Annotated in this window: 17 protein-coding genes and 3 rRNA genes; 5 read left to right on the forward strand and 15 right to left on the reverse strand. The window is 68.8% G+C overall.

Translation table 11 applies throughout. From position 1 onward, the window contains the following. The first annotated feature begins 27 nt into the window (after positions 1 to 27). A complete protein-coding gene (locus AC3IYJ_RS15215) occupies positions 28 to 624 on the forward strand; it encodes a Uma2 family endonuclease (RefSeq protein ID WP_489401825.1) in 597 nt (198 codons plus the stop codon). A gap of 87 nt (positions 625 to 711) precedes the next feature. On the opposite strand, the gene rrf is transcribed toward AC3IYJ_RS15215, so the two are convergent. The 4 genes from rrf to AC3IYJ_RS15235 all read right to left on the reverse strand — a co-directional run bounded on the left by rrf (position 712) and on the right by AC3IYJ_RS15235 (position 7,443). Continuing rightward, positions 712 to 829: ribosomal RNA gene (rrf, locus tag AC3IYJ_RS15220) — 5S ribosomal RNA — on the reverse strand. 74 nt (positions 830 to 903) lie between these two features. After that, positions 904 to 4,027, reverse strand: a 23S ribosomal RNA gene (locus AC3IYJ_RS15225). Positions 4,028 to 4,313: 286 nt separating this feature from the next. Next, positions 4,314 to 5,838 (reverse strand): 16S ribosomal RNA (locus AC3IYJ_RS15230). The 16S, 23S and 5S rRNA genes sit together here, the layout of an rRNA operon. A gap of 597 nt (positions 5,839 to 6,435) precedes the next feature. After that, a complete protein-coding gene (locus AC3IYJ_RS15235) occupies positions 6,436 to 7,443 on the reverse strand; it encodes a stage II sporulation protein M (protein WP_489401826.1) in 1,008 nt (335 codons plus the stop codon). Between the two features lie 128 nt (positions 7,444 to 7,571). Between AC3IYJ_RS15235 and AC3IYJ_RS15240 the strand changes: the two genes are divergently transcribed. Next, positions 7,572 to 8,507 (forward strand): RDD family protein, encoded by a 936-nt coding sequence (locus AC3IYJ_RS15240; protein WP_489401827.1) that lies wholly within the window; start codon positions 7,572 to 7,574, stop codon positions 8,505 to 8,507. Between the two features lie 12 nt (positions 8,508 to 8,519). Here the strand turns inward: AC3IYJ_RS15240 and AC3IYJ_RS15245 are convergent, their stop codons facing one another. Next, positions 8,520 to 9,137 (reverse strand): hypothetical protein, encoded by a 618-nt coding sequence (locus AC3IYJ_RS15245; RefSeq protein WP_489401828.1) that lies wholly within the window; start codon positions 9,135 to 9,137, stop codon positions 8,520 to 8,522. Positions 9,138 to 9,247: 110 nt separating this feature from the next. After that, the gene (gene ahcY, locus AC3IYJ_RS15250) at positions 9,248 to 10,699 is read right to left on the reverse strand and encodes an adenosylhomocysteinase (RefSeq protein WP_489401829.1); all 1,452 of its coding nucleotides are present in this window, start codon (positions 10,697 to 10,699) and stop codon (positions 9,248 to 9,250) included. Positions 10,700 to 11,050: 351 nt separating this feature from the next. On the opposite strand from ahcY, the gene AC3IYJ_RS15255 reads away from it, so the two are divergent. Together AC3IYJ_RS15255 and lepB are read left to right on the forward strand one after the other, a co-directional pair. After that, on the forward strand, positions 11,051 to 13,102 hold the full coding sequence (locus tag AC3IYJ_RS15255) for a fructose-specific PTS transporter subunit EIIC (protein ID WP_489401830.1): 2,052 nt from the start codon (positions 11,051 to 11,053) through the stop codon (positions 13,100 to 13,102). A 175-nt stretch (positions 13,103 to 13,277) separates the two neighbouring features. Beyond that, the gene (gene lepB, locus AC3IYJ_RS15260; protein ID WP_489402823.1) at positions 13,278 to 13,913 is read left to right on the forward strand and encodes a signal peptidase I; all 636 of its coding nucleotides are present in this window, start codon (positions 13,278 to 13,280) and stop codon (positions 13,911 to 13,913) included. Positions 13,914 to 14,017: 104 nt separating this feature from the next. Here lepB and AC3IYJ_RS15265 read toward each other — a convergent pair whose 3' ends face one another. From AC3IYJ_RS15265 to AC3IYJ_RS15290, 6 genes are all read right to left on the reverse strand, one after another. Next, positions 14,018 to 14,962, reverse strand: a complete 945-nt coding sequence (locus tag AC3IYJ_RS15265; protein WP_489401831.1) for a cation diffusion facilitator family transporter — start codon at positions 14,960 to 14,962, stop codon at positions 14,018 to 14,020. A gap of 93 nt (positions 14,963 to 15,055) precedes the next feature. Then, positions 15,056 to 16,228, reverse strand: a complete 1,173-nt coding sequence (gene manA / locus AC3IYJ_RS15270; protein ID WP_489401832.1) for a mannose-6-phosphate isomerase, class I — start codon at positions 16,226 to 16,228, stop codon at positions 15,056 to 15,058. A gap of 40 nt (positions 16,229 to 16,268) precedes the next feature. Continuing rightward, the gene (locus tag AC3IYJ_RS15275; protein WP_489401833.1) at positions 16,269 to 17,402 is read right to left on the reverse strand and encodes an SIS domain-containing protein; all 1,134 of its coding nucleotides are present in this window, start codon (positions 17,400 to 17,402) and stop codon (positions 16,269 to 16,271) included. A 99-nt stretch (positions 17,403 to 17,501) separates the two neighbouring features. Next, positions 17,502 to 17,690: a Trm112 family protein gene (locus AC3IYJ_RS15280; RefSeq protein WP_489401834.1), complete on the reverse strand. Its 189-nt coding sequence runs from the start codon at positions 17,688 to 17,690 to the stop codon at positions 17,502 to 17,504. Positions 17,691 to 17,806: 116 nt separating this feature from the next. Continuing rightward, positions 17,807 to 19,177 (reverse strand): phosphomannomutase/phosphoglucomutase, encoded by a 1,371-nt coding sequence (locus AC3IYJ_RS15285; RefSeq protein WP_489401835.1) that lies wholly within the window; start codon positions 19,175 to 19,177, stop codon positions 17,807 to 17,809. Between the two features lie 94 nt (positions 19,178 to 19,271). Continuing rightward, positions 19,272 to 19,649 carry a DUF3499 domain-containing protein gene (locus AC3IYJ_RS15290; RefSeq protein WP_489401836.1) on the reverse strand — a complete coding sequence of 126 codons (378 nt, stop codon included), beginning with the start codon at positions 19,647 to 19,649 and terminating at the stop codon, positions 19,272 to 19,274. A 115-nt stretch (positions 19,650 to 19,764) separates the two neighbouring features. On the opposite strand from AC3IYJ_RS15290, the gene AC3IYJ_RS15295 reads away from it, so the two are divergent. Then, positions 19,765 to 20,250, forward strand: coding sequence for a metallopeptidase family protein (locus AC3IYJ_RS15295; protein ID WP_489401837.1), 486 nt, complete (start codon positions 19,765 to 19,767; stop codon positions 20,248 to 20,250). Here AC3IYJ_RS15295 and AC3IYJ_RS15300 read toward each other — a convergent pair. From AC3IYJ_RS15300 to AC3IYJ_RS15310, 3 genes are read right to left on the reverse strand one after another with little or no spacing between them, the layout of a single operon-like run. Further along, a complete protein-coding gene (locus AC3IYJ_RS15300) occupies positions 20,247 to 20,669 on the reverse strand; it encodes a hypothetical protein (protein WP_489401838.1) in 423 nt (140 codons plus the stop codon). The genes AC3IYJ_RS15295 and AC3IYJ_RS15300 overlap by 4 nt on opposite strands. 43 nt (positions 20,670 to 20,712) lie before the next feature. After that, positions 20,713 to 22,194, reverse strand: a complete 1,482-nt coding sequence (locus tag AC3IYJ_RS15305; RefSeq protein ID WP_489401839.1) for a DUF5719 family protein — start codon at positions 22,192 to 22,194, stop codon at positions 20,713 to 20,715. Next, positions 22,191 to 25,862, reverse strand: a complete 3,672-nt coding sequence (locus AC3IYJ_RS15310) for a glycosyltransferase family 2 protein (RefSeq protein WP_489401840.1) — start codon at positions 25,860 to 25,862, stop codon at positions 22,191 to 22,193. Before AC3IYJ_RS15310 ends, AC3IYJ_RS15305 begins: the two co-directional genes overlap by 4 nt. Between the last annotated feature and the right edge of the window lie 238 nt (positions 25,863 to 26,100).

Raw genomic sequence — 26,100 nt, forward strand, 5'->3', positions numbered from 1 at the left:
TGGTCGGGTACCCACCAGGAGGACACCATGGCTGACCTCACCGCGGAGCAGATGCGCCGCATGCACGACTTCGCGGAGCAGCTCGCGGAGCTGGCCGAGCACCAGGAAGACCACTGGAAGGTGCAGACCACCGACGGCCAGATCTTCCTCACGATGATGAGCCCCACGGCTCCCCACGGGCTGAACGTGGTGCGGCTACGCCGCCAGATCGAGGCCCAGACACCCGAGGTCGTGGCCCTCAACGACACGAACATGGGCGATCCGGTGACAGGCCTGACCAAGGTCCCCGACCTCATGGTCATCGCCGAGGAAGACACCGACGACACGGCGAAGGTTGTCAACTCACGTGATGTCCTGACGGTGGTCGAGGTCGTCTCGCGTACGAATTCCCTCACCGACATCCGAGACAAGCTTCACGACTGTCCGAGGATGGGTGTCCCGCTCTACGTAGTGGTGGACCCCCGCAAGGACAAGAGGAGCGCCACCGTGCACAGCGACCCCTCGGAAGGGCCCGACGGCATCCGTTACCGCAAGAAGGTCCCGTACTCCTTCGGGGACACCGTCGTCGCCGGCCAGTGGACGCTCGACACGAGCAGCCTCAAGAGCTACCCCGCCGACTGGTAGGCCCCGGCCCAGTCCTCAACGGACCGGCCCCGTAAACGCAGAAAAGCCCCGTACCAGTTCCCTGGTACGGGGCTTTCTACAATGATTGTTCGGCGGCGTCCTACTCTCCCACAGGGTCCCCCCTGCAGTACCATCGGCGCTGAAAGGCTTAGCTTCCGGGTTCGGAATGTAAACCGGGCGTTTCCCTAACGCTATGACCACCGAAACACTATGAAGTTAACCAACCGGATATGAACACAGTTCGTTACTTCAGAACTAACACAGTGGACGCGAGCAACTGAGGACAAGCCCTCGGCCTATTAGTACCAGTCAGCTCCACCCGTTACCGGGCTTCCACATCTGGCCTATCAACCCAGTCGTCTACTGGGAGCCTTACCCTCTCAAGGAGGTGGGAATACTCATCTTGAAGCAGGCTTCCCGCTTAGATGCTTTCAGCGGTTATCCCTCCCGAACGTAGCCAACCAGCCATGCCCTTGGCAGGACAACTGGCACACCAGAGGTTCGTCCGTCCCGGTCCTCTCGTACTAGGGACAGCCCTTCTCAATATTCCTACGCGCACAGCGGATAGGGACCGAACTGTCTCACGACGTTCTAAACCCAGCTCGCGTACCGCTTTAATGGGCGAACAGCCCAACCCTTGGGACCGACTCCAGCCCCAGGATGCGACGAGCCGACATCGAGGTGCCAAACCATCCCGTCGATATGGACTCTTGGGGAAGATCAGCCTGTTATCCCCGGGGTACCTTTTATCCGTTGAGCGACGGCGCTTCCACAAGCCACCGCCGGATCACTAGTCCCGACTTTCGTCCCTGCTCGACCCGTCGGTCTCACAGTCAAGCTCCCTTGTGCACTTACACTCAACACCTGATTGCCAACCAGGCTGAGGGAACCTTTGGGCGCCTCCGTTACTTTTTGGGAGGCAACCGCCCCAGTTAAACTACCCATCAGACACTGTCCCTGATCCGGATCACGGACCGAGGTTAGACATCCAGCACGACCAGAGTGGTATTTCAACGGCGACTCCACCATGACTGGCGTCACAGCTTCAAAGTCTCCCACCTATCCTACACAAGCCGAACCGAACACCAATATCAAACTATAGTAAAGGTCCCGGGGTCTTTCCGTCCTGCTGCGCGAAACGAGCATCTTTACTCGTAGTGCAATTTCACCGGGCCTATGGTTGAGACAGTCGAGAAGTCGTTACGCCATTCGTGCAGGTCGGAACTTACCCGACAAGGAATTTCGCTACCTTAGGATGGTTATAGTTACCACCGCCGTTTACTGGCGCTTAAGTTCTCAGCTTCGCCACACCGAAATGTGACTAACCGGTCCCCTTAACGTTCCAGCACCGGGCAGGCGTCAGTCCGTATACATCGCCTTACGGCTTCGCACGGACCTGTGTTTTTAGTAAACAGTCGCTTCTCGCTGGTCTCTGCGGCCACCCCCAGCTCAGGAAGCAAGTTCCTTCACCAGTGATGGCCCCCCTTCTCCCGAAGTTACGGGGGCATTTTGCCGAGTTCCTTAACCATAGTTCACCCGAACGCCTCGGTATTCTCTACCTGACCACCTGAGTCGGTTTAGGGTACGGGCCGCCATGAAACTCGCTAGAGGCTTTTCTCGACAGCATAGGATCATCCACTTCACCACAATCGGCTCGGCATCAGGTCTCAGCCTTATATGAGGGACGGATTTGCCTACCCCTCGGCCTACACCCTTACCCCGGGACTACCACCGCCCGGGCTGGACTACCTTCCTGCGTCACCCCATCGCTTACCTACTACAAGTCTGGTTCGTCGGCTCCACCACTTTCCTTTCCCCGAAGGGTCCGGAACGGCTTCACGGACTTAGCATCGCCTGATTCGATATTGGGCGTTTCAAAGCGGGTACCGGAATATCAACCGGTTGTCCATCGACTACGCCTGTCGGCCTCGCCTTAGGTCCCGACTTACCCTGGGCAGATCAGCTTGACCCAGGAACCCTTAGTCAATCGGCGCACACGTTTCTCACGTGTGTATCGCTACTCATGCCTGCATTCTCACTCGTGAACCGTCCACAACTAGCTTCCGCTGCTGCTTCACCCGGCACACGACGCTCCCCTACCCATCACAGCGGGCGTTGGCCCTATTGCTGCAATGACACGACTTCGGCGGTACGCTTGAGCCCCGCTACATTGTCGGCGCGGAATCACTTGACCAGTGAGCTATTACGCACTCTTTCAAGGGTGGCTGCTTCTAAGCCAACCTCCTGGTTGTCTCTGCGACTCCACATCCTTTCCCACTTAGCGTACGCTTAGGGGCCTTAGTCGATGCTCTGGGCTGTTTCCCTCTCGACCATGGAGCTTATCCCCCACAGTCTCACTGCCACGCTCTCACTTACCGGCATTCGGAGTTTGGCTAAGGTCAGTAACCCGGTAGGGCCCATCGCCTATCCAGTGCTCTACCTCCGGCAAGAAACACGTGACGCTGCACCTAAATGCATTTCGGGGAGAACCAGCTATCACGGAGTTTGATTGGCCTTTCACCCCTAACCACAGGTCATCCCCCAGGTTTTCAACCCTGGTGGGTTCGGTCCTCCACGAAGTCTTACCTCCGCTTCAACCTGCCCATGGCTAGATCACTCCGCTTCGGGTCTAGAGCGTGCAACTCAATCGCCCTATTCGGACTCGCTTTCGCTACGGCTTCCCCACACGGGTTAACCTCGCTACACACCGCTAACTCGCAGGCTCATTCTTCAAAAGGCACGCAGTCACGACCGTTATTCCGAAGAATAACGGCGACGCTCCCACGGCTTGTAGGCACACGGTTTCAGGTACTATTTCACTCCGCTCCCGCGGTACTTTTCACCATTCCCTCACGGTACTATCCGCTATCGGTCACCAGGGAATATTTAGGCTTAGCGGGTGGTCCCGCCAGATTCACACGGGATTTCTCGGGCCCCGTGCTACTTGGGAGATTCTTAAGCAAGCCGCTGATGTTTCGTCTACGGGGGTCTTACCCTCTACGCCGGACCTTTCGCATGTCCTTCGACTACATCAACGGTTTCTGACTCGCCGACCGGCCGGCAGACCGATCAAAAGAATTCCCACAACCCCGCATGCGCAACCCCTGCCGGGTATCACACGCATACGGTTTGGCCTGATCCGGTTTCGCTCGCCACTACTCCCGGAATCACGGTTGTTTTCTCTTCCTGCGGGTACTGAGATGTTTCACTTCCCCGCGTTCCCTCCACACTGCCTATGTGTTCAGCAGTGGGTGACAGCCCATGACGACTGCCGGGTTTCCCCATTCGGACACCCCCGGATCAAAGCTCAGTTGGCAGCTCCCCGGGGCCTATCGCGGCCTCTCACGTCCTTCATCGGTTCCTGGTGCCAAGGCATCCACCGTGCGCCCTTAAAAACTTGGCCACAGATGCTCGCGTCCACTGTGTAGTTCTCAAGCAACGACCAGCCACCCACCACCCCGCCAGACAAGCTGACGAGTTCACTGGGGCCGGCATCGCAGAAGATAAGACCTTACGGCCGTACCCTCAGATACCCAACAACGTGCCAAGCACCAGACCTCTTCCGAATCCTCTTTCCACGCCGAAGCAGTACTTGAGAACCATCAGATCATCTGGTGCCAACTAATCAACGTTCCACCCTGAGCTGACCGTGCAGAACGTTTGTCTGCAATCGGTACTGTGCTCCTTAGAAAGGAGGTGATCCAGCCGCACCTTCCGGTACGGCTACCTTGTTACGACTTCGTCCCAATCGCCAGTCCCACCTTCGACAGCTCCCTCCCTTACGGGTTGGGCCACCGGCTTCGGGTGTTACCGACTTTCGTGACGTGACGGGCGGTGTGTACAAGGCCCGGGAACGTATTCACCGCAGCAATGCTGATCTGCGATTACTAGCAACTCCGACTTCATGGGGTCGAGTTGCAGACCCCAATCCGAACTGAGACCGGCTTTTTGAGATTCGCTCCACCTCACGGTATCGCAGCTCATTGTACCGGCCATTGTAGCACGTGTGCAGCCCAAGACATAAGGGGCATGATGACTTGACGTCGTCCCCACCTTCCTCCGAGTTGACCCCGGCGGTCTCCTGTGAGTCCCCATCACCCCGAAGGGCATGCTGGCAACACAGGACAAGGGTTGCGCTCGTTGCGGGACTTAACCCAACATCTCACGACACGAGCTGACGACAGCCATGCACCACCTGTATACCGACCACAAGGGGGGCACTATCTCTAATGCTTTCCGGTATATGTCAAGCCTTGGTAAGGTTCTTCGCGTTGCGTCGAATTAAGCCACATGCTCCGCTGCTTGTGCGGGCCCCCGTCAATTCCTTTGAGTTTTAGCCTTGCGGCCGTACTCCCCAGGCGGGGAACTTAATGCGTTAGCTGCGGCACCGACGACGTGGAATGTCGCCAACACCTAGTTCCCAACGTTTACGGCGTGGACTACCAGGGTATCTAATCCTGTTCGCTCCCCACGCTTTCGCTCCTCAGCGTCAGTAATGGCCCAGAGATCCGCCTTCGCCACCGGTGTTCCTCCTGATATCTGCGCATTTCACCGCTACACCAGGAATTCCGATCTCCCCTACCACACTCTAGCTAGCCCGTATCGAATGCAGACCCGAGGTTAAGCCTCGGGCTTTCACATCCGACGTGACAAGCCGCCTACGAGCTCTTTACGCCCAATAATTCCGGACAACGCTTGCGCCCTACGTATTACCGCGGCTGCTGGCACGTAGTTAGCCGGCGCTTCTTCTGCAGGTACCGTCACTTTCGCTTCTTCCCTGCTGAAAGAGGTTTACAACCCGAAGGCCGTCATCCCTCACGCGGCGTCGCTGCATCAGGCTTTCGCCCATTGTGCAATATTCCCCACTGCTGCCTCCCGTAGGAGTCTGGGCCGTGTCTCAGTCCCAGTGTGGCCGGTCGCCCTCTCAGGCCGGCTACCCGTCGTCGCCTTGGTGGGCCATTACCCCACCAACAAGCTGATAGGCCGCGGGCTCATCCTTCACCGCCGGAGCTTTTAACCCCCGCCCATGCAGGCAGGAGTGTTATCCGGTATTAGACCCCGTTTCCAGGGCTTGTCCCAGAGTGAAGGGCAGATTGCCCACGTGTTACTCACCCGTTCGCCACTAATCCACCCCGAAGGGCTTCATCGTTCGACTTGCATGTGTTAAGCACGCCGCCAGCGTTCGTCCTGAGCCAGGATCAAACTCTCCATGAATGTTTACCCGTAATCGGGTGCACACGCACTTAGAGCGGGACAGTCATGTCGGAATAAGACCGACCGTCCACTGCGTCCTCGCTGTGTAATTGCCTGCAAGCATCACGGCAGAACCGCGACCTCACAGGTCTTTTTCAAAGGAACCTCATCCACCGAGGTGGACGGGGTATCAACTTTTTGGCGTTGATTTTTGGCACGCTGTTGAGTTCTCAAGGAACGGACGCTTCCTTTGTACTCACCCTCTCGGGCTTTCCTCCGGGCGCTTCCTTCGTTGTTCTTGCGTTTCCGACTCTATCAGAGTCAGTCTCGCTTGTTTTCCGCCCTCCAGGTTTTGCGCTTTCGCGCTTTTTCCCTTTCCGGCGAGTCCGACTCTATCAGAAGCTTTCCACCGGATTTCCCGGCTTCGATTTCCTGAAAGGAGAGTCGAGTGTGCCCTCTTGGAATTCAATTCCGGGGGGCGAGAAAGACTTTAAACCATCGCTGCCGAACTTGTCCAGTTCGAGGCAACCGTTCGAATCTACCTCCCCGCGCGGTCCGTGTCAACGGTCTTTGCGGGACAGGGGGAGAGACTAGCAGCTCAGAGGGGTCGAACGCACATCACGCCGCGGTGGGGAGAGTCGCCGCCCGGTCGGCGAGCTCCACGTCTCCCACCTCGCCCGCGCGGGCCGCGCGGCCGCCCAGGACGTAGACGTAGAGCAGGAAGGCCGCCTCGGCCGCCACGCCGATGGCGATGCGGGCCCAGGTGGGCAGGCCGGAGGGGGTGACGAAGCCTTCGATCAGGCCCGAGACGAACAGGACCACCGTCAGGCCCATGGCCATGCCCAGAGCGGCGCGGCCCTGTTCCGCCAGGGCCACCCGGCGGGTGCGCAGGCCCGGGTCGATGACCGTCCAGCCCAGGCGCAGGCCCGTACCGGCCGCGACGAAGACCGCGGTCAGCTCCAGCAGGCCGTGCGGGAGGATCAGCCCGAGGAAGACGTCGAGGCGGTCGGCGGAGGACATCAGGCCGATGCCCACCCCGAGGTTCACCATGTTCTGCCACAGGATGAAGAGCACGGGCAGGCCCAGGAAGGCTCCGAAGACCAGGCACATCGCCGCTGCCTGCGCGTTGTTCGTCCAGACCTGGGCCGCGAAGGAGGCCGCGGGGTGGCTGGAGTAGTACGTCTCGTACTCGCCGCCCGGCTTCGTCATGACCTTGAGGTCCTCGGGGGCGCCGATGGCGCTCTGGATCTCCGGGTGGGTGGCGATCCACCAGCCGACCAGGACACCGACCACCGTGGAGATCAGTGCCGTGGGTATCCACCAGCGGCGGCTGACGTAGACGGCGGCCGGGAAGCCGGCTGTGAAGAAGCGGGCCGCGTCGCGCCAGCCTCCCCGGCGGGCGCCCGTCACCGTGGCGCGGGCACGGGCCACGAGCTGGGTCAGGCGGCCCGTGAGCATGGGGTCCGGGGTGCTGGACTGGATCAGGGAGAGGTGGGTGGAGGTCCGCTGGTAGAGCGCGACGAGCTCGTCCGCCTCCTCGCCCGTGAGGCGGCGGCCCCGGCCCAGGAGCTGCTCCAGACGGGCCCACTCGGCCTGGTGCGCTGCCACGAAGACGTCGAGATCCATGCGGTTGGCGCTCCCCTGCCCCTGGTGCTCTGATGGACGGCCCCTGATTTTCCTACTTCTTCCTTCGTCAGCTTGGCAGACTGGATGCCAAAGGGGCGGGGCAGGTCGGGTGAAGGGTGTGTGTACCGGTGAGCAATCTGGTGACGGGGGACGCGGTTGTCCTGGGGCTTCGGCCCGCGAGGCTGCCGAGTCGGGCGCTGGCGATCATGTTGGACATGGCCGTCTACGTCGTCGGCTACCTGCTGATCACCGTCGGGCTGGCCTTCGCCACCGCCTCGCTGGACGACGCGGCCCAGGCGGCCGTGGCCGTGTCCTCGTTCATCCTCGTCCTCGTCGGCGTGCCGATCGCGGTGGAGACACTGAGCCACGGGCGCTCGCTGGGCAAGCTCGCCTGCGGGCTGCGCGTGGTGCGCGATGACGGCGGGCCGATCCGCTTCCGGCACGCGCTGGTGCGCGGTGCCATGGGGGTCGTCGAGCTGTACATGTTCTTCGGGGCCGTGGCCTGCATCGCCTCGCTGTGCTCCGCGCGGGGGCGGCGCCTCGGCGACGTCTTCGCGGGAACCCTGGTCATCCGGGAGCGGGTGCCCGGGGCCCGGGTGATGCCGGTGCCTCCGCCGCCGCCGTGGCTGGCCGGGCGGTTCGGCGGGCTGGACCTGTCGGGGGTGCCGGACGGTCTGTGGCTGGCGATCCGGCAGTACCTGACGCGGATGAACCAGCTGGATCCGCAGATGGGCGCGGCGATGGCGGCGCGGCTGGCGGACGATCTCGTGGCGCGTACGGGGGCGCCCGCGCCCGTCGGGGTGCCGGCCGCCGCGTTCCTGATGGCGGTGGTGCACGAGCGGCAGTCGCGGGATGCGGCGCGGGCCTTCTCCGCCGCCGGTGTCCGGGCGCAGCCGCAGGTCCCGGTGTACGCGCCTGCGCCGGCGGTCGCTCCCGCGCCATACGGCGGGATGCCGGTCGCACCCGGCGTGCCCGTGGCGGCGCCGTCGGCGCCCGTCGTGGCCGCGGTGGCACCCGTAGGGGCACAGCCGCCGCGTGCCACCGGGTTCGCGCCGCCCGCCTGAGCCGATGCGGAACTAGTCCTCGAAGGTCGAGGGCGGGGTTTCCAGGTGTTCGAGTTCGATGCCAGGGGCCGAGAGGACCACGTCCCCGGCGATGTGGACGGTGTGGACCTCGCCGGTGTCCAGGGCGCTGACCTGGTATTCGTCGACCAGGAGCGGTCCGCTGTCGGTGGCGTGCTCGGCGCGGCGCAGCAGGGCCCAGGCCTGGTCGACCGTACGGGGTGCCAGGACGGGGTCGGTCAGGGCGACGAGGCGGACCCGGGTGGCGGGGGCGCCCGGGGTGAGGCGCAGCAGCCGGGTCGTGGCGATGAGGAAGGCCGGGGAGGTGCCGGTGAATCCGGGGGCCCGGACGTTGCCTTCGGTGGCTTCGGCGCCCAGGGGGTCGGTGCGGACCCAGGTGACGCCGTCGATGGCGGCGCCGCGGACCTGCCAGCTCGATGCGTTGGCTTCGAGGCGGATGGGGCGGCCGAGTTCGTCGATGGCCAGGTCCACGGAGCCCCGGTGGGCGCCGTCGGGCGCGGTGAGCTGGGACACGTAGCGCCAGCCGGAGGGGCCCGGGGCGCAGTGGAAGTGCTCCTCGCCGAGGGGGGTGTGGTCGTGGGTGTCGTGGAGCGAGTAGCGGCCGCGGGGCATCGGGGCGGGTTCCTTGGTGTTCGGAGCGGGTACGGGGCAGGCCCCCGGCGTGGTGCCGGGGGCCTGCTTCGCGCGGTGTGCCGCTCGGGATCCTCGGGGATCCGGTGGGCTCAGTAGCGGTAGTGGTCGGCCTTGTACGGGCCCTCGACCGGGACGCCGATGTAGGCGGCCTGCTCGGGGCGCAGGGTGGTGAGCTTGACGCCGAGGGCGTCGAGGTGGAGTCGGGCGACCTTCTCGTCGAGGTGCTTGGGGAGCACGTAGACGTCGGTCGGGTACTCGGCCTGCTTGGTGAAGAGCTCGATCTGGGCCAGGGTCTGGTCCGCGAAGGAGTTCGACATCACGAAGGACGGGTGACCCGTCGCGTTGCCCAGGTTCAGCAGACGGCCCTCGGAGAGCACGATCAGGACCTTGCCGTCGGGGAACTTCCAGGTGTGGACCTGCGGCTTGACCTCGTCCTTGACGATGCCCTCGATCTTCGCGAGACCGGCCATGTCGATCTCGTTGTCGAAGTGGCCGATGTTGCCCACGATCGCTTGGTGCTTCATCTTGGCCATGTCGGAGGCCATGATGATGTCCTTGTTGCCCGTGGTCGTGATGAAGATGTCCGCGGTCTCCACGACGTCGTCGAGCGTGGCGACCTGGTAGCCGTCCATGGCCGCCTGGAGCGCGCAGATCGGGTCGATCTCGGTGATGATCACGCGGGCGCCCTGGCCGCGCAGGGACTCGGCGGAACCCTTGCCGACGTCGCCGTAACCGCAGACCACGGCGGTCTTGCCGCCGATGAGGACGTCAGTGGCGCGGTTGATGCCGTCGATCAGGGAGTGGCGGCAGCCGTACTTGTTGTCGAACTTCGACTTGGTCACGGCGTCGTTCACGTTGATCGCCGGGAAGAGCAGGGAACCCTCGGCCATCATCTCGTAGAGACGGTGGACACCGGTGGTGGTCTCCTCGGTCACGCCGCGGATCTCGGACGCGAGCTGCGTCCACTTCTGCGGGGACTCGCCCAGGGTGCGGTTGAGGAGCGTGAGGATGTGGGCGTACTCCTCGGAGTCGGCCGTGGCCGGGTCCGGGGCCGCGCCGACCTTCTCGAACTCGACGCCCTTGTGGACCAGGAGGGTGGCGTCGCCACCGTCGTCGAGGATCATGTTCGGGCCGCCGGTGGGGGTGTTCGGCCAGGTCAGCGCCTGCTCGGTGCACCACCAGTACTCTTCCAGCGTCTCGCCCTTCCAGGCGAAGACGGGGACGCCCTGCGGGTTGTCCACGGTGCCGTTCGGGCCGACGGCGATGGCGGCGGCCGCGTGGTCCTGGGTGGAGAAGATGTTGCAGGAGGCCCAGCGGACGTCGGCGCCGAGGGCGACGAGGGTCTCGATGAGGACTGCGGTCTGCACGGTCATGTGCAGCGAGCCGGTGATGCGGGCGCCGGCCAGGGGCTGGGTCTTGGCGTACTCGGCGCGGATCGACATCAGGCCGGGCATCTCGTGCTCGGCGAGGGTGATCTCCTTGCGGCCGAAAACGGCGAGGGAGAGATCGGCGACCTTGAAGTCGGTGGGTGCGGCAGTCATGTGGAAGCTGCTCCTGGGGAGTCGAGAGGGTGGGTACGGCTGAGCAGTACACCGTCCGTGGGGGACGACGTACACGGCGCTCAGTCCGTCGGGGGTCCTCTCTCCCCTCGGCCGGCCCCGAAGGACCGCCCGACCGCCATCAGCAGCGACGCCTGACACTGATGACGAATCTACACCGATCGGCGGAGCAAGGCTTATGGAATCTTGCTCCGTGCAGTGTCCCGGGTTCAGGCCTTCCAGCGGAGCACTTCAGGGCCTTTCGGACTTTTACTCCACCCCAGCGGTGTTGGACGATGCCGGTGGGCCGGGTCGTGAGCACGGTCCGCAGCACGATGGCGTGAGGAGATTTCAGTGACCAGTCCGGCAGGCCCTCCTGGCAACGGGGGCACGAGCGGGCGCGAGCCCGTGAAGTTGGTGGCCGTTACCGCGTGCCCCACGGGGATCGCGCACACCTACATGGCCGCTGAGAAGCTCCAGCAGGCCGCCGACCGCCTCGGCATCTCCATGAAGGTGGAGACGCAGGGCTCGATCGGGGCCGAGAACGTACTCACTGACAACGATGTCAGGGAGGCGGACGGCGTCATCATCGCAGCCGACAAGGAAGTGGACCTCGCGCGTTTCGCGGGCAAGCGGGTCCTGTCCACGGGCGTGGCCGACGGCATCCACAAGCCGGAGGAACTCTTCGAGCGCGTGCGCAGCGCACCGGTGCAGGCCGGGAGCTCGGCGGCGCCGGGCGGTGGCGGGGCCGGTGGCGGCAGGCAGCGCAGCCAGGCTTACAAGGCGCTGATGAACGGCGTCTCCCACATGATCCCCTTCGTGGTCGTGGGCGGTCTGCTGCTCGCCGTGTCGCTGTCCCTGGGCGGGCACGCGGACGCCAAGGGCGGACTGGTCATTCCCCCGGGAACCTTCTGGTTCTACGTGAACGCCCTGGGCGTGACCGGCTTCAAGCTGATGCTGCCGATCTTCTCCGGCTACATCGCCTACGCGCTGGGTGACCGGCCGGCCCTCGTACCCGGCATGATCGGCGGCTTCCTCGCCGCCGACGCCGTGAACATCTACGGGGCCGAGGCGAACGCGGGCTTCCTGGGCGCGATCGCGACGGGCTTCCTCGCCGGCTATCTGGTCGTGTGGATCAAGAAGGTCAAGGTCCCCAAGGTCATCCAGCCGATCATGCCGATCATCGTGATCCCGATCCTGTCGACGCTGGCCCTGGGCCTGGTCTACATCTACGTGATCGGGCAGCCCATCTCCTGGCTGTTCACGCACCTGACCAGCTGGCTGAACGGGATGACCGGGTCCAGCGCGATCGTGCTCGGCACCATCATCGGCCTGATGATCGCCTTCGACATGGGCGGTCCGGTCAACAAGACCGCGTTCCTCGTCGCGGTCGGCCTCATCGGGACCAACAACCACGTCATGGGCATGGCCGCGGCGGCCATCCCGGTCATGCCGCTCGGCCAGGGCCTGGCCACGCTGCTGCGCCGCAAGCTCTACAGCGACGAGGAGCGGGAGACCGGCCTCGCCGCCCTGTTCATGGGCTTCTTCGGAATCTCCGAGGGAGCGATCCCCTTCGCGGCCGCCAGGCCGGCCCAGGTCATCCCGGCGAACATGCTCGGTGGCGCGGTGGCCGGTGCGATCGCCGGTGTGGCCGGGGTCCAGGACTCCGTGCCGCACGGTGGTCCGATCGTGTCGCTTTTCGGTGCGATCAGCGGAGTCGCGATGTTCTTCGTCGCCATCGCCGCCGGTGCCGTCGTGACGGCGCTGACCACCAACGCGCTGATCGAGTTCAAGCAGCGCCGGGAAACCGCCTCGGCCGGTCCGTCGGTGCTCGCGCCGGAGCCGGCCCTGGTCGGGGCCGCAGTGGGCGCCGGTACGGGTGCGGGCGCCGGTACGGCCGTACGGGGCCGGGCCCCGGCCGCGGCCACCGCTCCCGGGGCCGGGAAGCCGGAGGTGCTGTCCGGGTACCTGACCGAGCAGACCGTCAAGACCGAGCTGGCCTCCGGCTCCAAGGGCGCCGCGATCCGCGAGATGGCGGAGATGCTGGCCACCACCGGCAACGTCCGCGACGTGGACGAGCTCGTACGCGTCGCGCTCGCCCGGGAGGCGCAGGGCACGACGGGTCTCGGTGAATCGATCGCGATCCCGCACGCCAAGACGGACGCGGTGACCCGCCCGACCGTGGGCTTCGCCCGGTCCGACGAGGGCATCGAGTGGGGCGCGCTCGACGGGACGAAGGCCCGGCTGGTGTTCATGATCTCGGTGCCGGAGGCGGCCGCCGGGGACGAGCACCTGCGGATCCTGGCGCTGCTGTCGCGCAAGCTGATGGACACCGGCTTCCGGGAGCGCCTGCAGTCCGCGCCCGACGAGGCCGCGATCCTGGACGTGCTGCGCGAGATCCAGTAGCCGCCCGGCACCCTCGCACGAGCCGTCGGGCCCCGTACCCCAACCTCGGTGGTACGGGGCCCGACGGCTGTGCGTACGCTTCGCCGGCCGGACAGGGCTTTGAGCGAGGGGCACGGACATGGGGCGGAATCGGGGCGGGCCGGGGCGGCGAAGAGGGATCTGGGCCGTGGTCCTGATGGTGCTCGGCCCGGTGCTCTACGCGGGCGCCAGCGTCATGATCGTGTACTTCGGGGGCGACGGGTACACGAGGGGGACGATCCCCTCGGAGGCAATGGCACCGGCCTATCACCGCGGTGACACCTTGTGGATCGCGCCGGTCGTCCCGGAGAAGGTGTGGCGCGGGGACCCCGTGCTCGTCACGGCGCCGCCGGGGTGGCAGGCCGACGGGGACCTCCTCAAACGGGTGATCGCGGTGGGCGGCGACCACGTCTCCTGGGCCAAGGGCGATGCCGCACTGAAGCTGAACGCAGAGCCGCTCGTCGAGCCGTACCTCAACGACCCGGCCGTACCGGCGATCGCGGCCTTCGACGTCACGGTGCCCGAGGGACGGATCTTCGTGATGGGCGACAACCGGGCGAACAGCCTCGACTCCTCCCTGATGGTCTACGACGGGGACCACGGAACCCTGCCCGTTTCAGCCGTGCGGGGAGTCGCCGCCAGGGCCCCGGCGATGGTGTCGGTGGCCCCGGTGACGGCCGTCCTGGGGTTCGTGGTCCTCCTCGTGGGGGGCGGTCTCGGAGTCGGCTCGCTGGTGGCGCGGCGGCGGGCGGCGGAGGCCGCAGTGGGCGCCGGGCCCGTACGGATGGCCTGATCGCACGAGGCCGCGAACGACTGACCGGGCCAGTACAGCGCACGACGAGGCCCCCTGCGCCTTCGCGGGGGGCCTCGTCGTATCCGGCGCGGGCCGGCGCGGGTTCAGTTGCCCGGGTTGGTGCCCTTCGCCGCGGCCTCGGCGTTGTAGATGTCCGGCTCCAGGTAGATCACGCGGGCGATCGGGACCGCCGCGCGGATGCGGGCCTCGGCGGCGTTGATGGCGTTGGCCACCTCGGTCGCCGTGTCGTCGCTCTGGACGGCGATCTTCGCGGCGACGAGGAGCTCCTCGGGACCCAGGTGCAGGGTGCGCATGTGGATGACGGCGGTCACGACGTCGCCGTCGACGACGGCGGCTTTGATCTTGTCGATCTCCTCGGTGCCGGCGGCCTCGCCGAGCAGCAGGGACTTGGTCTCGGCGGCGAGCACGATGGCGATGGCGATGAGCAGCACGCCGATGCACAGGGTGCCGATGCCGTCCCAGACGCCGTTGCCGGTCGCCAGGGCGAGGCCGACGCCCGCGAGGGCGAGGATCAGGCCGATGAGGGCGCCGAAGTCCTCCAGGAGGACTACGGGGAGCTCGGGGGCCTTGGCGCGCTTGATGAACTGGCTCCACGAGAGGCTGCCGCGGATCTCGTTCGACTCCTTGATCGCGGTGCGGAAGGAGAAGGACTCCGCGACGATCGCGAAGACGAGGACGCCGACCGGCCAGTACCAGTGCGTGATCTCGTGCGGGTCGTGGATCTTCTCGTAGCCCTCGTAGATGGCGAACATGCCACCGACGGTGAACAGCACGATGGAGACGAGGAAGGCGTAGATGTAGCGCTCGCGCCCGTACCCGAAGGGGTGTTCCGGCGTCGCCTCGCGCTGGGCCTTCTTGCCGCCGAGCAGCAGCAGGCCCTGGTTGCCGGAGTCCGCGAGCGAGTGGACGCCTTCCGCGAGCATCGACGAGGAGCCGCTGAAGAACCAGGCCACGAACTTGGCTACAGCGATGGCGAGGTTGGCGGCGAGTGCCGCCACGATCGCCTTGGTACCGCCCGACGCGCTCATGGTTGCGATGTGTCCCTTCCTCGGTGCGGCGCCCCGGTCCGGGACGCCGCGCTACGGCCGCAGATTCTCACAGCCACCGAGAGGGACGGTACGTCAGACCACCACTGTGGCACGGAAGACGGTACCGGTTTGGGACAGTTCGGCCTTTTCGCCCGCCGGGACGAACACCGACTCCCCCGGGGCCAGCGTCAGTTCGCCGGACATCGGGGAGGTGACCTTCGGGGAGCCGGCCGTGCACAGCAGGATCTGCGGGGCGGTGTCGGGGAGCACCCGGGGGGTGCCGCCGGGTGCCAGGACGAAGCGGGAGAGGCGGAACTCGTCGATGGGGGTCTCGTAGACCTCTTCGCCGTTGCCCTCGGGGCGCATCACTCCCGGGTCGCTGGGCTCGAAGACGACCACCTTCAGCAGCTCCGGAACGTCCACGTGCTTGGGGGTGAGCCCGGCGCGCAGCACGTTGTCGGAGTTGGCGAGCAGTTCGACGCCGAGGCCGTCGATGTAGGCGTGCGGGACTCCGGCGCCGAGGAACATGGCTTCGCCGGGCTGGAGTCGGACGTGGTTGAGCAGCATTGCCGCGATCACGCCCGGGTCGCCCGGGTAGTCGTGGACGAGTGTGGCGTACGGGGCGTACGGGCCCGCGAGCCGGGCCGCAGCGGCCGCCGTCTCGGTGACCGTACGGGCCATCTCGGTGCGGTCGGCGGTCAGTATGGCGGTGAGCACCTCGCGCAGGGCCGCCTCCTCGGGGTGGGCCCGCAGGAGGTCGGCGTAGGGCTTCAGGGAGTCGACTCCCAGGCCCTCCAGGAGGGCGGCGGCCTCCAGTGGCGGGCGGAACCCGCAGAGCCCGTCGAAGGGGGTGATCGCGCAGATCATCTCGGGCTTGTGGTTGGGGTCCTTGTAGTTGCGGTGGCCGGCGTCGATCGGGACGCCACGCCGCTCCTCGTCCTCGTAGCCCGCCTTGGCCTGTGCCAGGTCGGGGTGGACCTGGAGGGAGAGCGGGGCGCCCGCCGCGAGGAGCTTGAGGAGGAAGGGCAGCCGAGGGCCGAACTTGGCCACGGCCGCGGCTCCCAGCTCGCGCTCGGGGTCGGCAGCGATGACGTCCGAAAGGGTGGTCTCGCCGGCGCCCCGGTCGAGGCGGGAGGGTGCGCCGGGGTGGGCGCCCATCCACATCTCGGCCTGGGGCTCACCGGTCGGCTCGACTCCGAGGAGCCGCGGGATCGCGGTGGTGGATCCCCAGGCGTAGGGGCGGATCGTGTTCGTGAGGCGGTCCATCGGTCGTCTTTCCTGGGTGAGAGAGGCACGCGGGCGTGCCTCAGCTGTGTCCCCCGGAGGCCAGCGCCAGGTAGGCGGTGGCGAAATCCGTGACGGCGAGGAGTTCGGCGAGCTGTTCCAGCTCGGTGCCCTCCTCCGGTTCGAGCTCGCTGATGGCCGTGTCGTGGCTGAGGGCGAGCTCTCGTGCGGCAGGGGCGGCTGTCAGTCCGCCTGCGGGCCGGTCGCGCAGCAGGACGATGCGTGCGCGAAGGGCCTGCGGTTCTTCCACTCGGTCGCGGAAGAAGTCTTCGGGATCGGCGCCGGCGGCGAAGGAGCCGGCGAGCAGGACTCCGTGGGCCGGCAGGGCCTCGGGGAGGTCGGCGGCCAGTGCGGGGCGGCCGGCGAGCTCGGCGAGGGTGGCGGCGAACCGGCGTCCCGCCGGTCCGGCTCCGATGCCCTCGCTCCAGATGAGCGGGAGGGAGTCGGCGAGCTCGGAGGCGAGGGTCTTGGCCGGGTTGGAGTAGGTGGCGATGGCGGGGCCGCACCGGGCGGCGGTGCGGTCGAGCCGGTCGGCGACGGCCTCCAGGGTGCCGGGGGCGGCGGCGATCAGGCCGACCCGGTCCAGGAGCACCAGCAGCGGGGTGAGCAGGGCCCACAGGGCGCCGGGTCCGGCCGCGGCGGACTCGTCGTACTCCTGGTACGGGGCCTTCGCCATCGGTACGAGGAGCCCGTGCGCGCCGTCCACCGCTTCGCTGAGCGGGGAGCGCTCGGGGGCCACGGCGACGACGGTGGAGCCGCGCCGGTAGGCCTGCTCCGCGAGGACGGCGAGGCCGGGCTCGGTCCCGTCGGTGGTGGCGATGAGCAGCAGGTCGACGGGACCGGCCCAGCCGGGCAGGGTCCAGCGCAGGGCCCCGGCGGCGTGGGCGACGCCGGTGGGGTGGAGCCTGATGACGGGCGCGGAGGCTCCGGCGAGCGCTCCGAGCAGGTCGGCGACCCCGGTGGCGGCGGTGCCGGACCCGGCGATGAGGACCGCGCGGGGGCGGCCGTCGGGGCGCAGGTCGGCGAGGCCCGCCTCGCTGGCGTGCCGGGCCGCGGTGCGCACCCGGGCGCCGGCGTCGGCGGCGCCGCGGAGCAGACCGCGGCGGTCGGCGCGGGCGAGATCGTCCGGTGCGTCGAGGAGCGACTCGTCGAGCATTGGCGGCCTCCGGCTATGTCTGTGACGTGACCAGTGGTGATGGAACCAGGGTGGTGACGGAACCAGTCTCAGCGTTTGCGCGGGATGGCTGTGGCAGCCTCAGGCCGGTCGGCGCGCCTCGTCGACCAGGAGCACCGGAATGCCGTCGCGGACCGGGTAGGCGAGGCCGCATTCCCGGCCTCCGGTGCAGATCAGCTCGGGGGCCTCCGCGTCGGCCGACTTGTCCTCGAGGGGCGAGTGGCAGGCGGGGCAGGCGAGGATCTCCAGCAGGCCGGCTTCGAGCGGCATCGGGGGCTTCCCTTCGAACACGTGGATTGGGCCAGGTCAGCGTACCGCCGGGGCGCGCTGCGCGCGGCCCGGCGGTACGGCCTTCGGGCCCGGACTTTGGGCCCTTCGTGGGGTTTTCAGGCGCGGATGAGGGCCAGGACCTCGTCGCGGACCTTGGCGAGGGTGGCGGAGTCGCGGGCTTCGACGTTCAGACGCAGCAGCGGCTCGGTGTTGGAGGCGCGCACGTTGAACCACCAGTCGGTGCTGGTCACCGTAAGGCCGTCCAGTTCGTCCAGGGTGACGTCCTGGTGGCCCCCGTACGTCTGCTTGACGGCGGCCAGGCGGCCCGCCTGGTCGGCGACGGTGGAGTTGATCTCGCCCGAGCCCGCGTAGCGGTCGTAGGAGGAGACCAGGGCGGAGAGGGAGCCGTCCTGGCCGCCGAGGGCCGCGAGGACGTGGAGCGCGGCGAGCATGCCGGTGTCCGCGTTCCAGAAGTCCTTGAAGTAGTAGTGCGCGGAGTGCTCGCCGCCGAAGATGGCGCCGCTCTTGGCCATCTCCTCCTTGATGAAGGAGTGGCCGACGCGGGTGCGGACCGGGGTGCCGCCGTGTTCGCGGACGACCTCGGGCACGGACCAGGAGGTGATCAGGTTGTGGATCACGGTGCCCGTGCCGCCGTTGCGGGCCAGCTCGCGGGCGGCGACCAGGGCGGTGACGGCGGACGGGGAGACGCCCTCGCCGCGCTCGTCGACGATGAAGCAGCGGTCGGCGTCGCCGTCGAAGGCGATGCCGAGGTCGGCGCCCTCGGCCTTCACGCGGGCCTGGAGGTCGACGATGTTCTTCGGGTCGAGGGGGTTGGCCTCGTGGTTGGGGAAGGTCCCGTCCAGTTCGAAGTACATGGGGACGAGGTCCAGCGGGAGGCCCTCGAAGACGGTGGGGACGGTGTGGCCGCCCATGCCGTTGCCCGCGTCGACCACGACCTTGAGGGGGCGGATGGCGGAGAGGTCCACCAGGCCCTTGAGGTGCTCGGCGTAGCCGGTGAGGGTGTCCTGCTCGGTGACGGTGCCCGGGACGGTTCCGGCGGGCACGGCGGGGGCGCCTTCGTCGCTCCACTTCTCCGCGAGCTCGCGGATGGTGGAGAGGCCGGTGTCCTGGCCGACCGGGGCGGCGCCGGCGCGGCAGAGCTTGATGCCGTTGTACCGGGCCGGGTTGTGGGAGGCCGTGAACATCGCGCCGGGCAGGTTCAGCTTGCCGGAGGCGTAGTACAGCTGGTCGGTGGAGCACAGCCCGATCAGGGTGACGTCCACGCCGCGGGCGGCGGCGCCGCGGGCGAAGGCGGCTGACAGGGCGGGCGAGGAGGGCCGCATGTCGTGGCCGATGACGATCGCGGTCGCGCCGGTGACCTCGACGAACGCGGCACCGAACAGCTCGGCCAGGGGCTCGTCCCACTCGTCCGGCACGACGCCTCGTACGTCGTACGCCTTGACGATGTTCGATAGATCGGTGGCCACTGCCTGCCCTCCTGAGGGGGTGATGTGCGGTGGGGCAAACCTACCGTGGACACCTGGCCGCCAGTCGGACGATCCGAACAGTCGCGGGAGGGGCTCAGGAGTCGGGCGAGCGCAGGACCCGCAGGTGTCCTCGTCGGGTCTCGCCCGTCGTGGATCCGCCCTGGCCCGTGCCGCCCCGGGATTCGGCCGCGCGCTCCGGAGGGCGGGCGGCTTCGCGTACGGCGTTGGCGAGCGCTTCGAGGTCGTCGCCGGTGGGGCGCGAGGGCGGGGATCCGTCGGTGAGACGTACGACGTCCCAGCCGCGGGGGGCGGTCATGCGCTCCGAATGCTCGGCGCACAGGTCGTAGCAGTGGGGTTCGGCGTAGGTGGCGAGCGGGCCGAGAACTGCGGTCGAATCGGCGTAGACGTACGTCAGTGTCGCGACGGCAGGGCGGCCGCACGCAGTGCGCGAACAGCGACGTACAAGGCTCACGACGTTGGACGGTACCGCACTCTTGACCGGGCCGCGACGACTCTCCCCCCGGCCGCTCCCCCGTGTCGGCTGATCACCCCCGCTCCGGCGGGGGTGTGCGGGCTACCCTGCGGGGGTGACGGACAGCACCCTGCCTCCCCTTCCCCCGCCCCTTCCCGACGCCCGGGCCGCCGGTGGCGAACCGCGGGTGCGGCGGCGCGACCGGCACGGGCGCGGGATGCGCGGGCCGGTGGCCCCTCCGCAGGTGCCGCTGTCGGCGAGCCGGGCGGAGCTCTTCGGAGACCTCGTACGGGACTCCGTGGAGCGGCTGGAGCGGCGCTGGCCTCAGCTGGCGGACGTGGAGTTCATGGTCGGTGACGTCCCCGGCCCGCCGGGCGGCGCGGACGTCGGCTGGAACGACGAGGCGGTGCCGCTGGGGGGCCTGGCCGAGGCGGGCGACGGGCGGCCGGCGCGCATCGTGGTGTTCCGGAGGCCGGTGGAGATCCGCACGAAGACGCGGGACGAGAAGGCGATGCTCGTGCACGAGATCGTGGTGGAGCAGGTGGCGGAGCTGCTGGGCCTGTCCCCCGAGACGGTGGACCCGAGGTACGGGCAGGACTAAACCATCTCTGCCGTCGGGCTGTTCCGGCCGGGGAAGGGTGCCAGGTCGGGCTCCACCCAGGTCTCCTTGCCGGCCGCCAGGGTCTCGGGGCGGTAGTACCGGGACAGCAGGTCCTTGTCGAGCAGGTCGGGGTGGCGGTCGGCGAAGGCGTCGAAACCGGTGGCGTCGGTCGCGTCGGTGGTCCGCGCGTCCCGGGCCGCGTGGCCGACGAGCTCGACCCAGGCGCGGGTCATCGTCGCGTGGTACTTCTGCGGGGCGCCGGCCGCGGTGGCCGTGCGCTGGATGCCCTCTGCGACGAGCCCGGCCGCCGCGGGTACGCCGTGGCGGCGGACGGCCAGCCAGGTGAGGTGCACGTGCTGGCGGTGTCCGAACCGGTCGCTGGTGGACATGACGTCGCCGAGTATGTCTTCGAAGCTCATGCCCTCCACGGTACGGGGCCGCGGGCGGGCCTTGCGGAGCCGCTCAGTCCGTGAGGACCGACAGGTCCTGCCGGGCCTTGGGGACCGAGACCGTCGCATGGTCGTCCGAGGCGGTCTGGACGGTGAACATCGGGGTCCCGTCGCGCGTCAGCGTCAGGGTGCGGGACGCGTGGACCGGGCCGCCGGAGACGGTCTCCACCGTCAGCGCATAGGAGCCCTTGCCGCCCGCCGGGGCGAGCGTCACCTTCTGGGTCGTGCCCGCCTTGACGGTGACCTCCTGGGCGGCCGGCTCGCCGCCCTCCGTACCCGGCGAGGCCGTCACCTTGACCTTCGCGTCGGATCCGGTCGCCGTCAGCGAGAGCACCGTCGCGTTCTCGTCGGTGCGATTGTCGGCCACGGTCGCCCGGGCGCCCACCGGGGCGGCGGCCTGGATGAAGCCGAGGTCCTGCTTGGCGCCGCTGCCGCGGACCACTCGCAGCGCCGCCACCACGGGGACGGGCTTCTTGCCTTCGGACGGGGACAGCACGAGGGAGCCCGGTTCGCCGCGAGTGACGTCCTTGAGGTCCACGCTCGCGGTCATCCCGGCCTTGACGTGGATCTCCTCGTTGCCCGCCGGGCTGATGGAGCCGGTGGCTCCGGCGAGCCGGATCCTGAGGTCCGCGTCCTCCTCGCCGGGGGCGAAGACGACCAGCCGCACGTCGGTGGCGTCCGCCGGGATGCCCGGCATGACCAGCGTGCCCGCCGGGTCGACGGAGGCGGGCAGCCAGTCGGAGCCGACGCCCTCCTCGCCCACCTGGGTGGTGGCCCCGACCCGGCCTGCGCGGGTGGTCACGTGCGCGGTGACGTCCGCGAGCTGTACGCCGGGGGCGAGGGAGGCCAGCGAGATGGCCTTGCTGGACTTGGGGTCGATCCGGATGTTCTCGCTGGTGCCCGCCTCGGCCTTGACCACGCCGTCGGGGCCGTAGAGCTTGATGTCCACCACGGCGGCGTTGTCGTCGGGGTTGGTGAGGTGCACGTAGTCCTCGCGCCCCTTGGCGGTGCTCACCGCGGGGAACCAGAAGTCGGTGGCGGGCACGGTGCAGCCGGTGCCGAGGAGTCCGCGGGTACGGCCCACGGAGACCACGGTGGTCTGCTGCGCGGTCCAGCCCGGGGCCAGGTAGCCGTCGGCGGTGCCGGTGAGCGCGGGGGCCTCGGCGCCGGAGGCCTTGGCACCGACGGGCTTTCCGGGCTCCTTGAGCTCCAGTACCGGCTTGGCGTCCTTGGTGGCGCCGAGCAGCCGGGCGGTGCCCTTGCCGCCGGCGGCGGCCGCGCCCGGGGTGATCGAGGTGTACACGGTCTCGGCGATGTCGGAGGTGCTGGGTGCGGGGCACACCAGCAGGGAGCGCTCCACCGGCATCCTGGCCGGGGCCTTGCCGGAAGCGGCCGGGGCGCCGTCCGCGGCGGGCGCGACGAGGGTGGCCAGGCCGGTGACGGCGGCCAGCGCGGCCGTCACGGCGGCGAGCGTCAGGGGTACGCGCTGCTTCACTGCTGGGGGCTCCCGTCCGGACGCGGGACGTGCTGTCCGTCGTGCTGTCCGTCGTGCTGCTGTCCATAGGTGTCGTACGGCTCGTACGGGTACTGCTCGTACTGCTGCTGCTGCGGTTCCTGGTAGGGCTGCTGGTCCCCGTACTGCGGCTGGTCCCCGTACTGCTGGGGATGCTGCTGGTACGGGTACGGCTGGCCGTACTGCTCGTACTGGGGCTGGTGCGGGGGCTGGTGCGGGGCCTGCTGCTCCGGTTCCTGGCGGCCGTAGGCGTAGCCGTCCTGGTCCCCGTAGGCCTGCTGGTAGGCGTACGCGTCGTCCCCGTAGGCCTGCTGCTGCGGGATCTGCACGTACGGGTCGGCCGCGACGGCCGCCTCGGCGGGGGCTTCGGCCTCCGCCTCGGACTGCTCGCGCAGCCGGCGGGCGCGGCGGCCCTCGCCGGCCTCCTCGGCCGGCGCGGTCTCCTCCTCGGGGAGGTCGTCGTCGAGGCTGGTGCGGCGGCCCGGGAGGGCCATGACCAGGAGCACGAGGGCGAGCAGGCCCTGCGCCCAGTGCCAGGCGGTCCGGGTGAGGGCGTCCTGGTGGACGAGGTCGAGACGGCCGCCGGAGGCGGGGAGTTCGAAGCCCTGGGCCCAGCCGTCCAGCGTCTTGGCCTTGAGGGGCTTGCCGTCGAGGGTGGCCTCCCAGCCGGGGGCCGCCTCGTCGGCGATGCGCAGGGTGCGGCCGGCCTCGCCCGCCGGGATCTTGGTGTGGGCTTCGACGGGGCCGGAGGCGACGGGGATCGGCGCCTCGCCGGGCTTGGCGGACACGATGACGGCCCTGGCGACCTGCCGGTCCACGCGCCACAGGGCGCTGCCTTCGAGCTTGCTGAGGCGACTGAGGCCGGGGGTGGCGTCGAGGACGCGGCCGATCTCCTGCGGCGCTCCGTCGCGGACCAGGACGTAGCGGATGGCGAAGCCGCCGAGCTGGTCGCTCTGGTCGGCGCCGGATCCGGCGACGAGGCTGGAGACGACCTTGTCGAGGCGGGGGTCGCTGCCCGCCCGGGCGGCGAGTTCGGCGTCGCCCAGGCGGCCGCCGGAGCCGCGGACGAGGCTGTAGGAGAGGGCGGCGGGCGAGGTGGCGCCGATGACCAGGGTGCGGGCCTGGTCGCGGGTGCCGCTCTCTTCGGCGACGAAGGCGGGGACCTGTACGGGGTCGCGGCGCTCCAGCGGTCCGGCGGCGCCGCTGAGCATCCAGCCGGCCGCGCCGATCAGGGGTCCGGCGGCGGCGGCGAGCGCGATGAGGGCGGCGAGCGGCTGGCGCCAGCCGAAGCTGCGGGCGGCGACGCGTTCCTTGGCTCCGTCGGCGCCGACGGCGGCGGCGGCCAGCAGGGCGAGTCCGTAGACGAGGGTGGCGGGGCCGGCCCAGGTGGTGCGGTTGACGAGGACGGCCAGGACCAGCGCGGCGAGCGCGGTGGCCCAGGCGGTGCGGACGGCGAACTGCCGGTCGGTGCGCAGCAGGGCGCCCAGGGCGGCGAGCACGATGCCGATGAGGATCAGCCCGCCGGCGGTGCGGGGTCCGCCGGGGCTGATGCCGAGCAGGTCCAGGGCGGTGGCCGAGCCGGCTCCGTAGGACAGTCCGGCCTCGTCCAGGAAGCGGGTGGGGTGCAGGAACAGGCCCAGCGACCAGGGCGCGAGGGCCAGGATCGGGACGGCGAGCATCGCGAGGAGGCGCGGTCCGTACGTCTTCCAGTGCGCGCGGCGCAGGACCAGGCCGACTGCTCCGAGTACGGCGGCGAGCGGCCAGACGACGGGGGTGAAGGCGGTGGCCAGGGTCAGCAGGAGGGTGTAGGTCCAGGCCGAACGCCAGCTGCCGCCGGGGCCGTCGCCACCGGTCGCGCCGGCGAACCCGAAGGCGGAGACGGCGGAGCGGGCGATGAGCGGGAGCAGGATCGCCAGGACTGCGGTGCCCAGGCGGCCGCCCGCGAGGGCTCCGGTGACGGCGGGCAGGAAGGCGTAGGCGACGGCGGCCCAGGCGCGCAGCAGCCGGGATTCCACGAGGGGCCGGGAGGCGAAGTAGGCGCTGAGTCCGGCGAGCGGGACGGAGCAGACCAGGAGCAGCGTCAGGGCGGCGTTGGTGGAGCCTAGGAGCAGGATGGAGAGGGCTCCGAGGACCGCGAGGTAGGGGGGTGCGCCGGTGGTGGTGCCGATGCCGACGGGCTGCCAGTCGTCGGCGTAGACGTGCCAGAGGGCGAATCCGCTGCCGGGGGCGGGGAGCAGGGCGCCGCCCATGAGGGAGCCGCTGCCCAGGAGGGAGCGGCAGGCGACGACGGAGACGAGCAGGAGGAGGCCGAAGAGGACGGGCGCGGGCTTGCGGGCGATCCGCTTGATGCGCGCGAACTGTTCGATCTCCAGGTAGTCGGCGTCGTCCCCGCCGGGTCCGGATTCGACGGCTCCGCCGTGCCGGCCCGCGTTGCTGCTGTCGGTGTCGCGGTCGGCGCCGAAGTAGCCCGCGAGCTGTTCGGCGTTGGCGCGCAGGGTGGCGCCGGGCGGCGGGAAGAGGGGGCGAAGTTCCTTGGCGGGGACGGCGGGACGGCGCCGGGCCTTGCGGGCGGCGAGGATGCGGCCGGGGCGGAGCAGGGTGGCGAGGAGGCCGGTGATCTCGTCGACGGCCTGTCCGGGTGCCTTGCCCACGAGGTAGGCGAGGGCGCGCAGGAGGGTGCCGACGAGGACGCGGAGCAGGACGTACGGGAGGGCGCGGCCGGAGCTGTTGGCCAGCATCGTGTAGACGGCGCCGGCCTTGTCCACGCGGTGCGGGCTGGCGGTGGTGCGTCCCGCGCAGTCGACGGTGCGGCGTTCGCGGGCGGAGGCCTCGGCGTGCCGGACGACGGCGTCGGGGGCGATGAGGACGGCGTGGCCGGCGCTCTGGGCCCGCCAGCACAGGTCGACGTCGTCGCGCATGAGGGGCAGTCGGCGGTCGAAGCCGCCGAGGGCGTCGTACACGTCGCGGCGCACCAGCATGCCGGCGGTGGAGACGGAGAGGACGGGCTGGACCTGGTCGTGCTGGCCCTGGTCCTGTTCGCGGCGGTCGAGGCCGGTCCAGCGGCGGCCGCTTCGGGCGATGGTGACGCCGACTTCGAGGAGCTGCTTCTTGTCGTACCAGCCGCGCAGTTTGGGGCCGATGACGGCGGCGTCGGGGTTCTCCTCGGCGACGCGCAGGAGTTCGGCGAGGGCGTCGGGCTCGGGTGCGCAGTCGTCGTGGAGCAGCCAGAGCCACTGGACGGGTTCGCCGTGGGGCAGTTCGGGGAGGTCGTAGTTGTCGTCGCGCCAGGTGCGGCTGACGGGATCCCAGCCGGAGGGGCGCTTGAGGTACGGGAGGTCCTCGGGGCTCAGGGTGCCGGCGGTGCGGGCCGCTTCCTCGACCGCGGCGCCGAAGCCGGTGCGGCGGGCGAGGTGCAGGACGCGTTCGTCGCCGAAGGCCTCGCCGAGCAGGCGCGCGGAGTCGTCGGCGCTGCCGGTGTCCGCGGCGATGTGGTTCTGGGCGGGGCGCTCCTGACCGAGGAGGCCCGCGAGGGTCCGGGGCAGCCAGCGGGAGCCGTCGTGGGCGACGAGGACCGCGGTGACGACGTGCCGGGGGAACTCTGGTGCGGCGGCAGCCTGGTGGGAGGCGCTCGACTGGCTGTGCAGGGACATCGCGGTACGGGCCCTCCGGCCGGGGGTCCGGGGGTGTAGTGCCCTCGGAGGCTGCTGGACAGCGCCCCACACTAACGGCTGGGAACAAGTCGGTCCGCCTCCTGCGGGGAAGGTGCGGGAGGCGGACCGTTTGCTCTGCTCGTCGTACTGCTTGCCGTGCTGTTCGTTGTACTGCCATTTGTGCCGCTATGCGTACGGCGGTGCGTACTGCCGCGTGCACGGTCGGCCATGCCGGTGG

This window comes from Streptomyces sp. GL_140 (assembly GCF_057834465.1).

Bases quoted from the DNA above. Each gene is read 5' to 3' on its own strand.
- AC3IYJ_RS15215 (WP_489401825.1), top strand. From the start codon at position 28: ATGGCTGACCTCACCGCGGAGCAGATGCGCCGCATGCACGACTTCGCG.
- AC3IYJ_RS15235 (WP_489401826.1), bottom strand. From the start codon at position 7,443: ATGGATCTCGACGTCTTCGTGGCAGCGCACCAGGCCGAGTGGGCCCGT.
- AC3IYJ_RS15245 (WP_489401828.1), bottom strand. From the start codon at position 9,137: ATGCCCCGCGGCCGCTACTCGCTCCACGACACCCACGACCACACCCCC.
- ahcY (WP_489401829.1), bottom strand. From the start codon at position 10,699: ATGACTGCCGCACCCACCGACTTCAAGGTCGCCGATCTCTCCCTCGCC.
- lepB (WP_489402823.1), top strand. From the start codon at position 13,278: ATGGTGCTCGGCCCGGTGCTCTACGCGGGCGCCAGCGTCATGATCGTG.
- AC3IYJ_RS15265 (WP_489401831.1), bottom strand. From the start codon at position 14,962: ATGAGCGCGTCGGGCGGTACCAAGGCGATCGTGGCGGCACTCGCCGCC.
- manA (WP_489401832.1), bottom strand. From the start codon at position 16,228: ATGGACCGCCTCACGAACACGATCCGCCCCTACGCCTGGGGATCCACC.
- AC3IYJ_RS15275 (WP_489401833.1), bottom strand. From the start codon at position 17,402: ATGCTCGACGAGTCGCTCCTCGACGCACCGGACGATCTCGCCCGCGCC.
- AC3IYJ_RS15280 (WP_489401834.1), bottom strand. From the start codon at position 17,690: ATGCCGCTCGAAGCCGGCCTGCTGGAGATCCTCGCCTGCCCCGCCTGC.
- AC3IYJ_RS15300 (WP_489401838.1), bottom strand. From the start codon at position 20,669: ATGAGCTTCGAAGACATACTCGGCGACGTCATGTCCACCAGCGACCGG.
- AC3IYJ_RS15310 (WP_489401840.1), bottom strand. From the start codon at position 25,862: ATGTCCCTGCACAGCCAGTCGAGCGCCTCCCACCAGGCTGCCGCCGCA.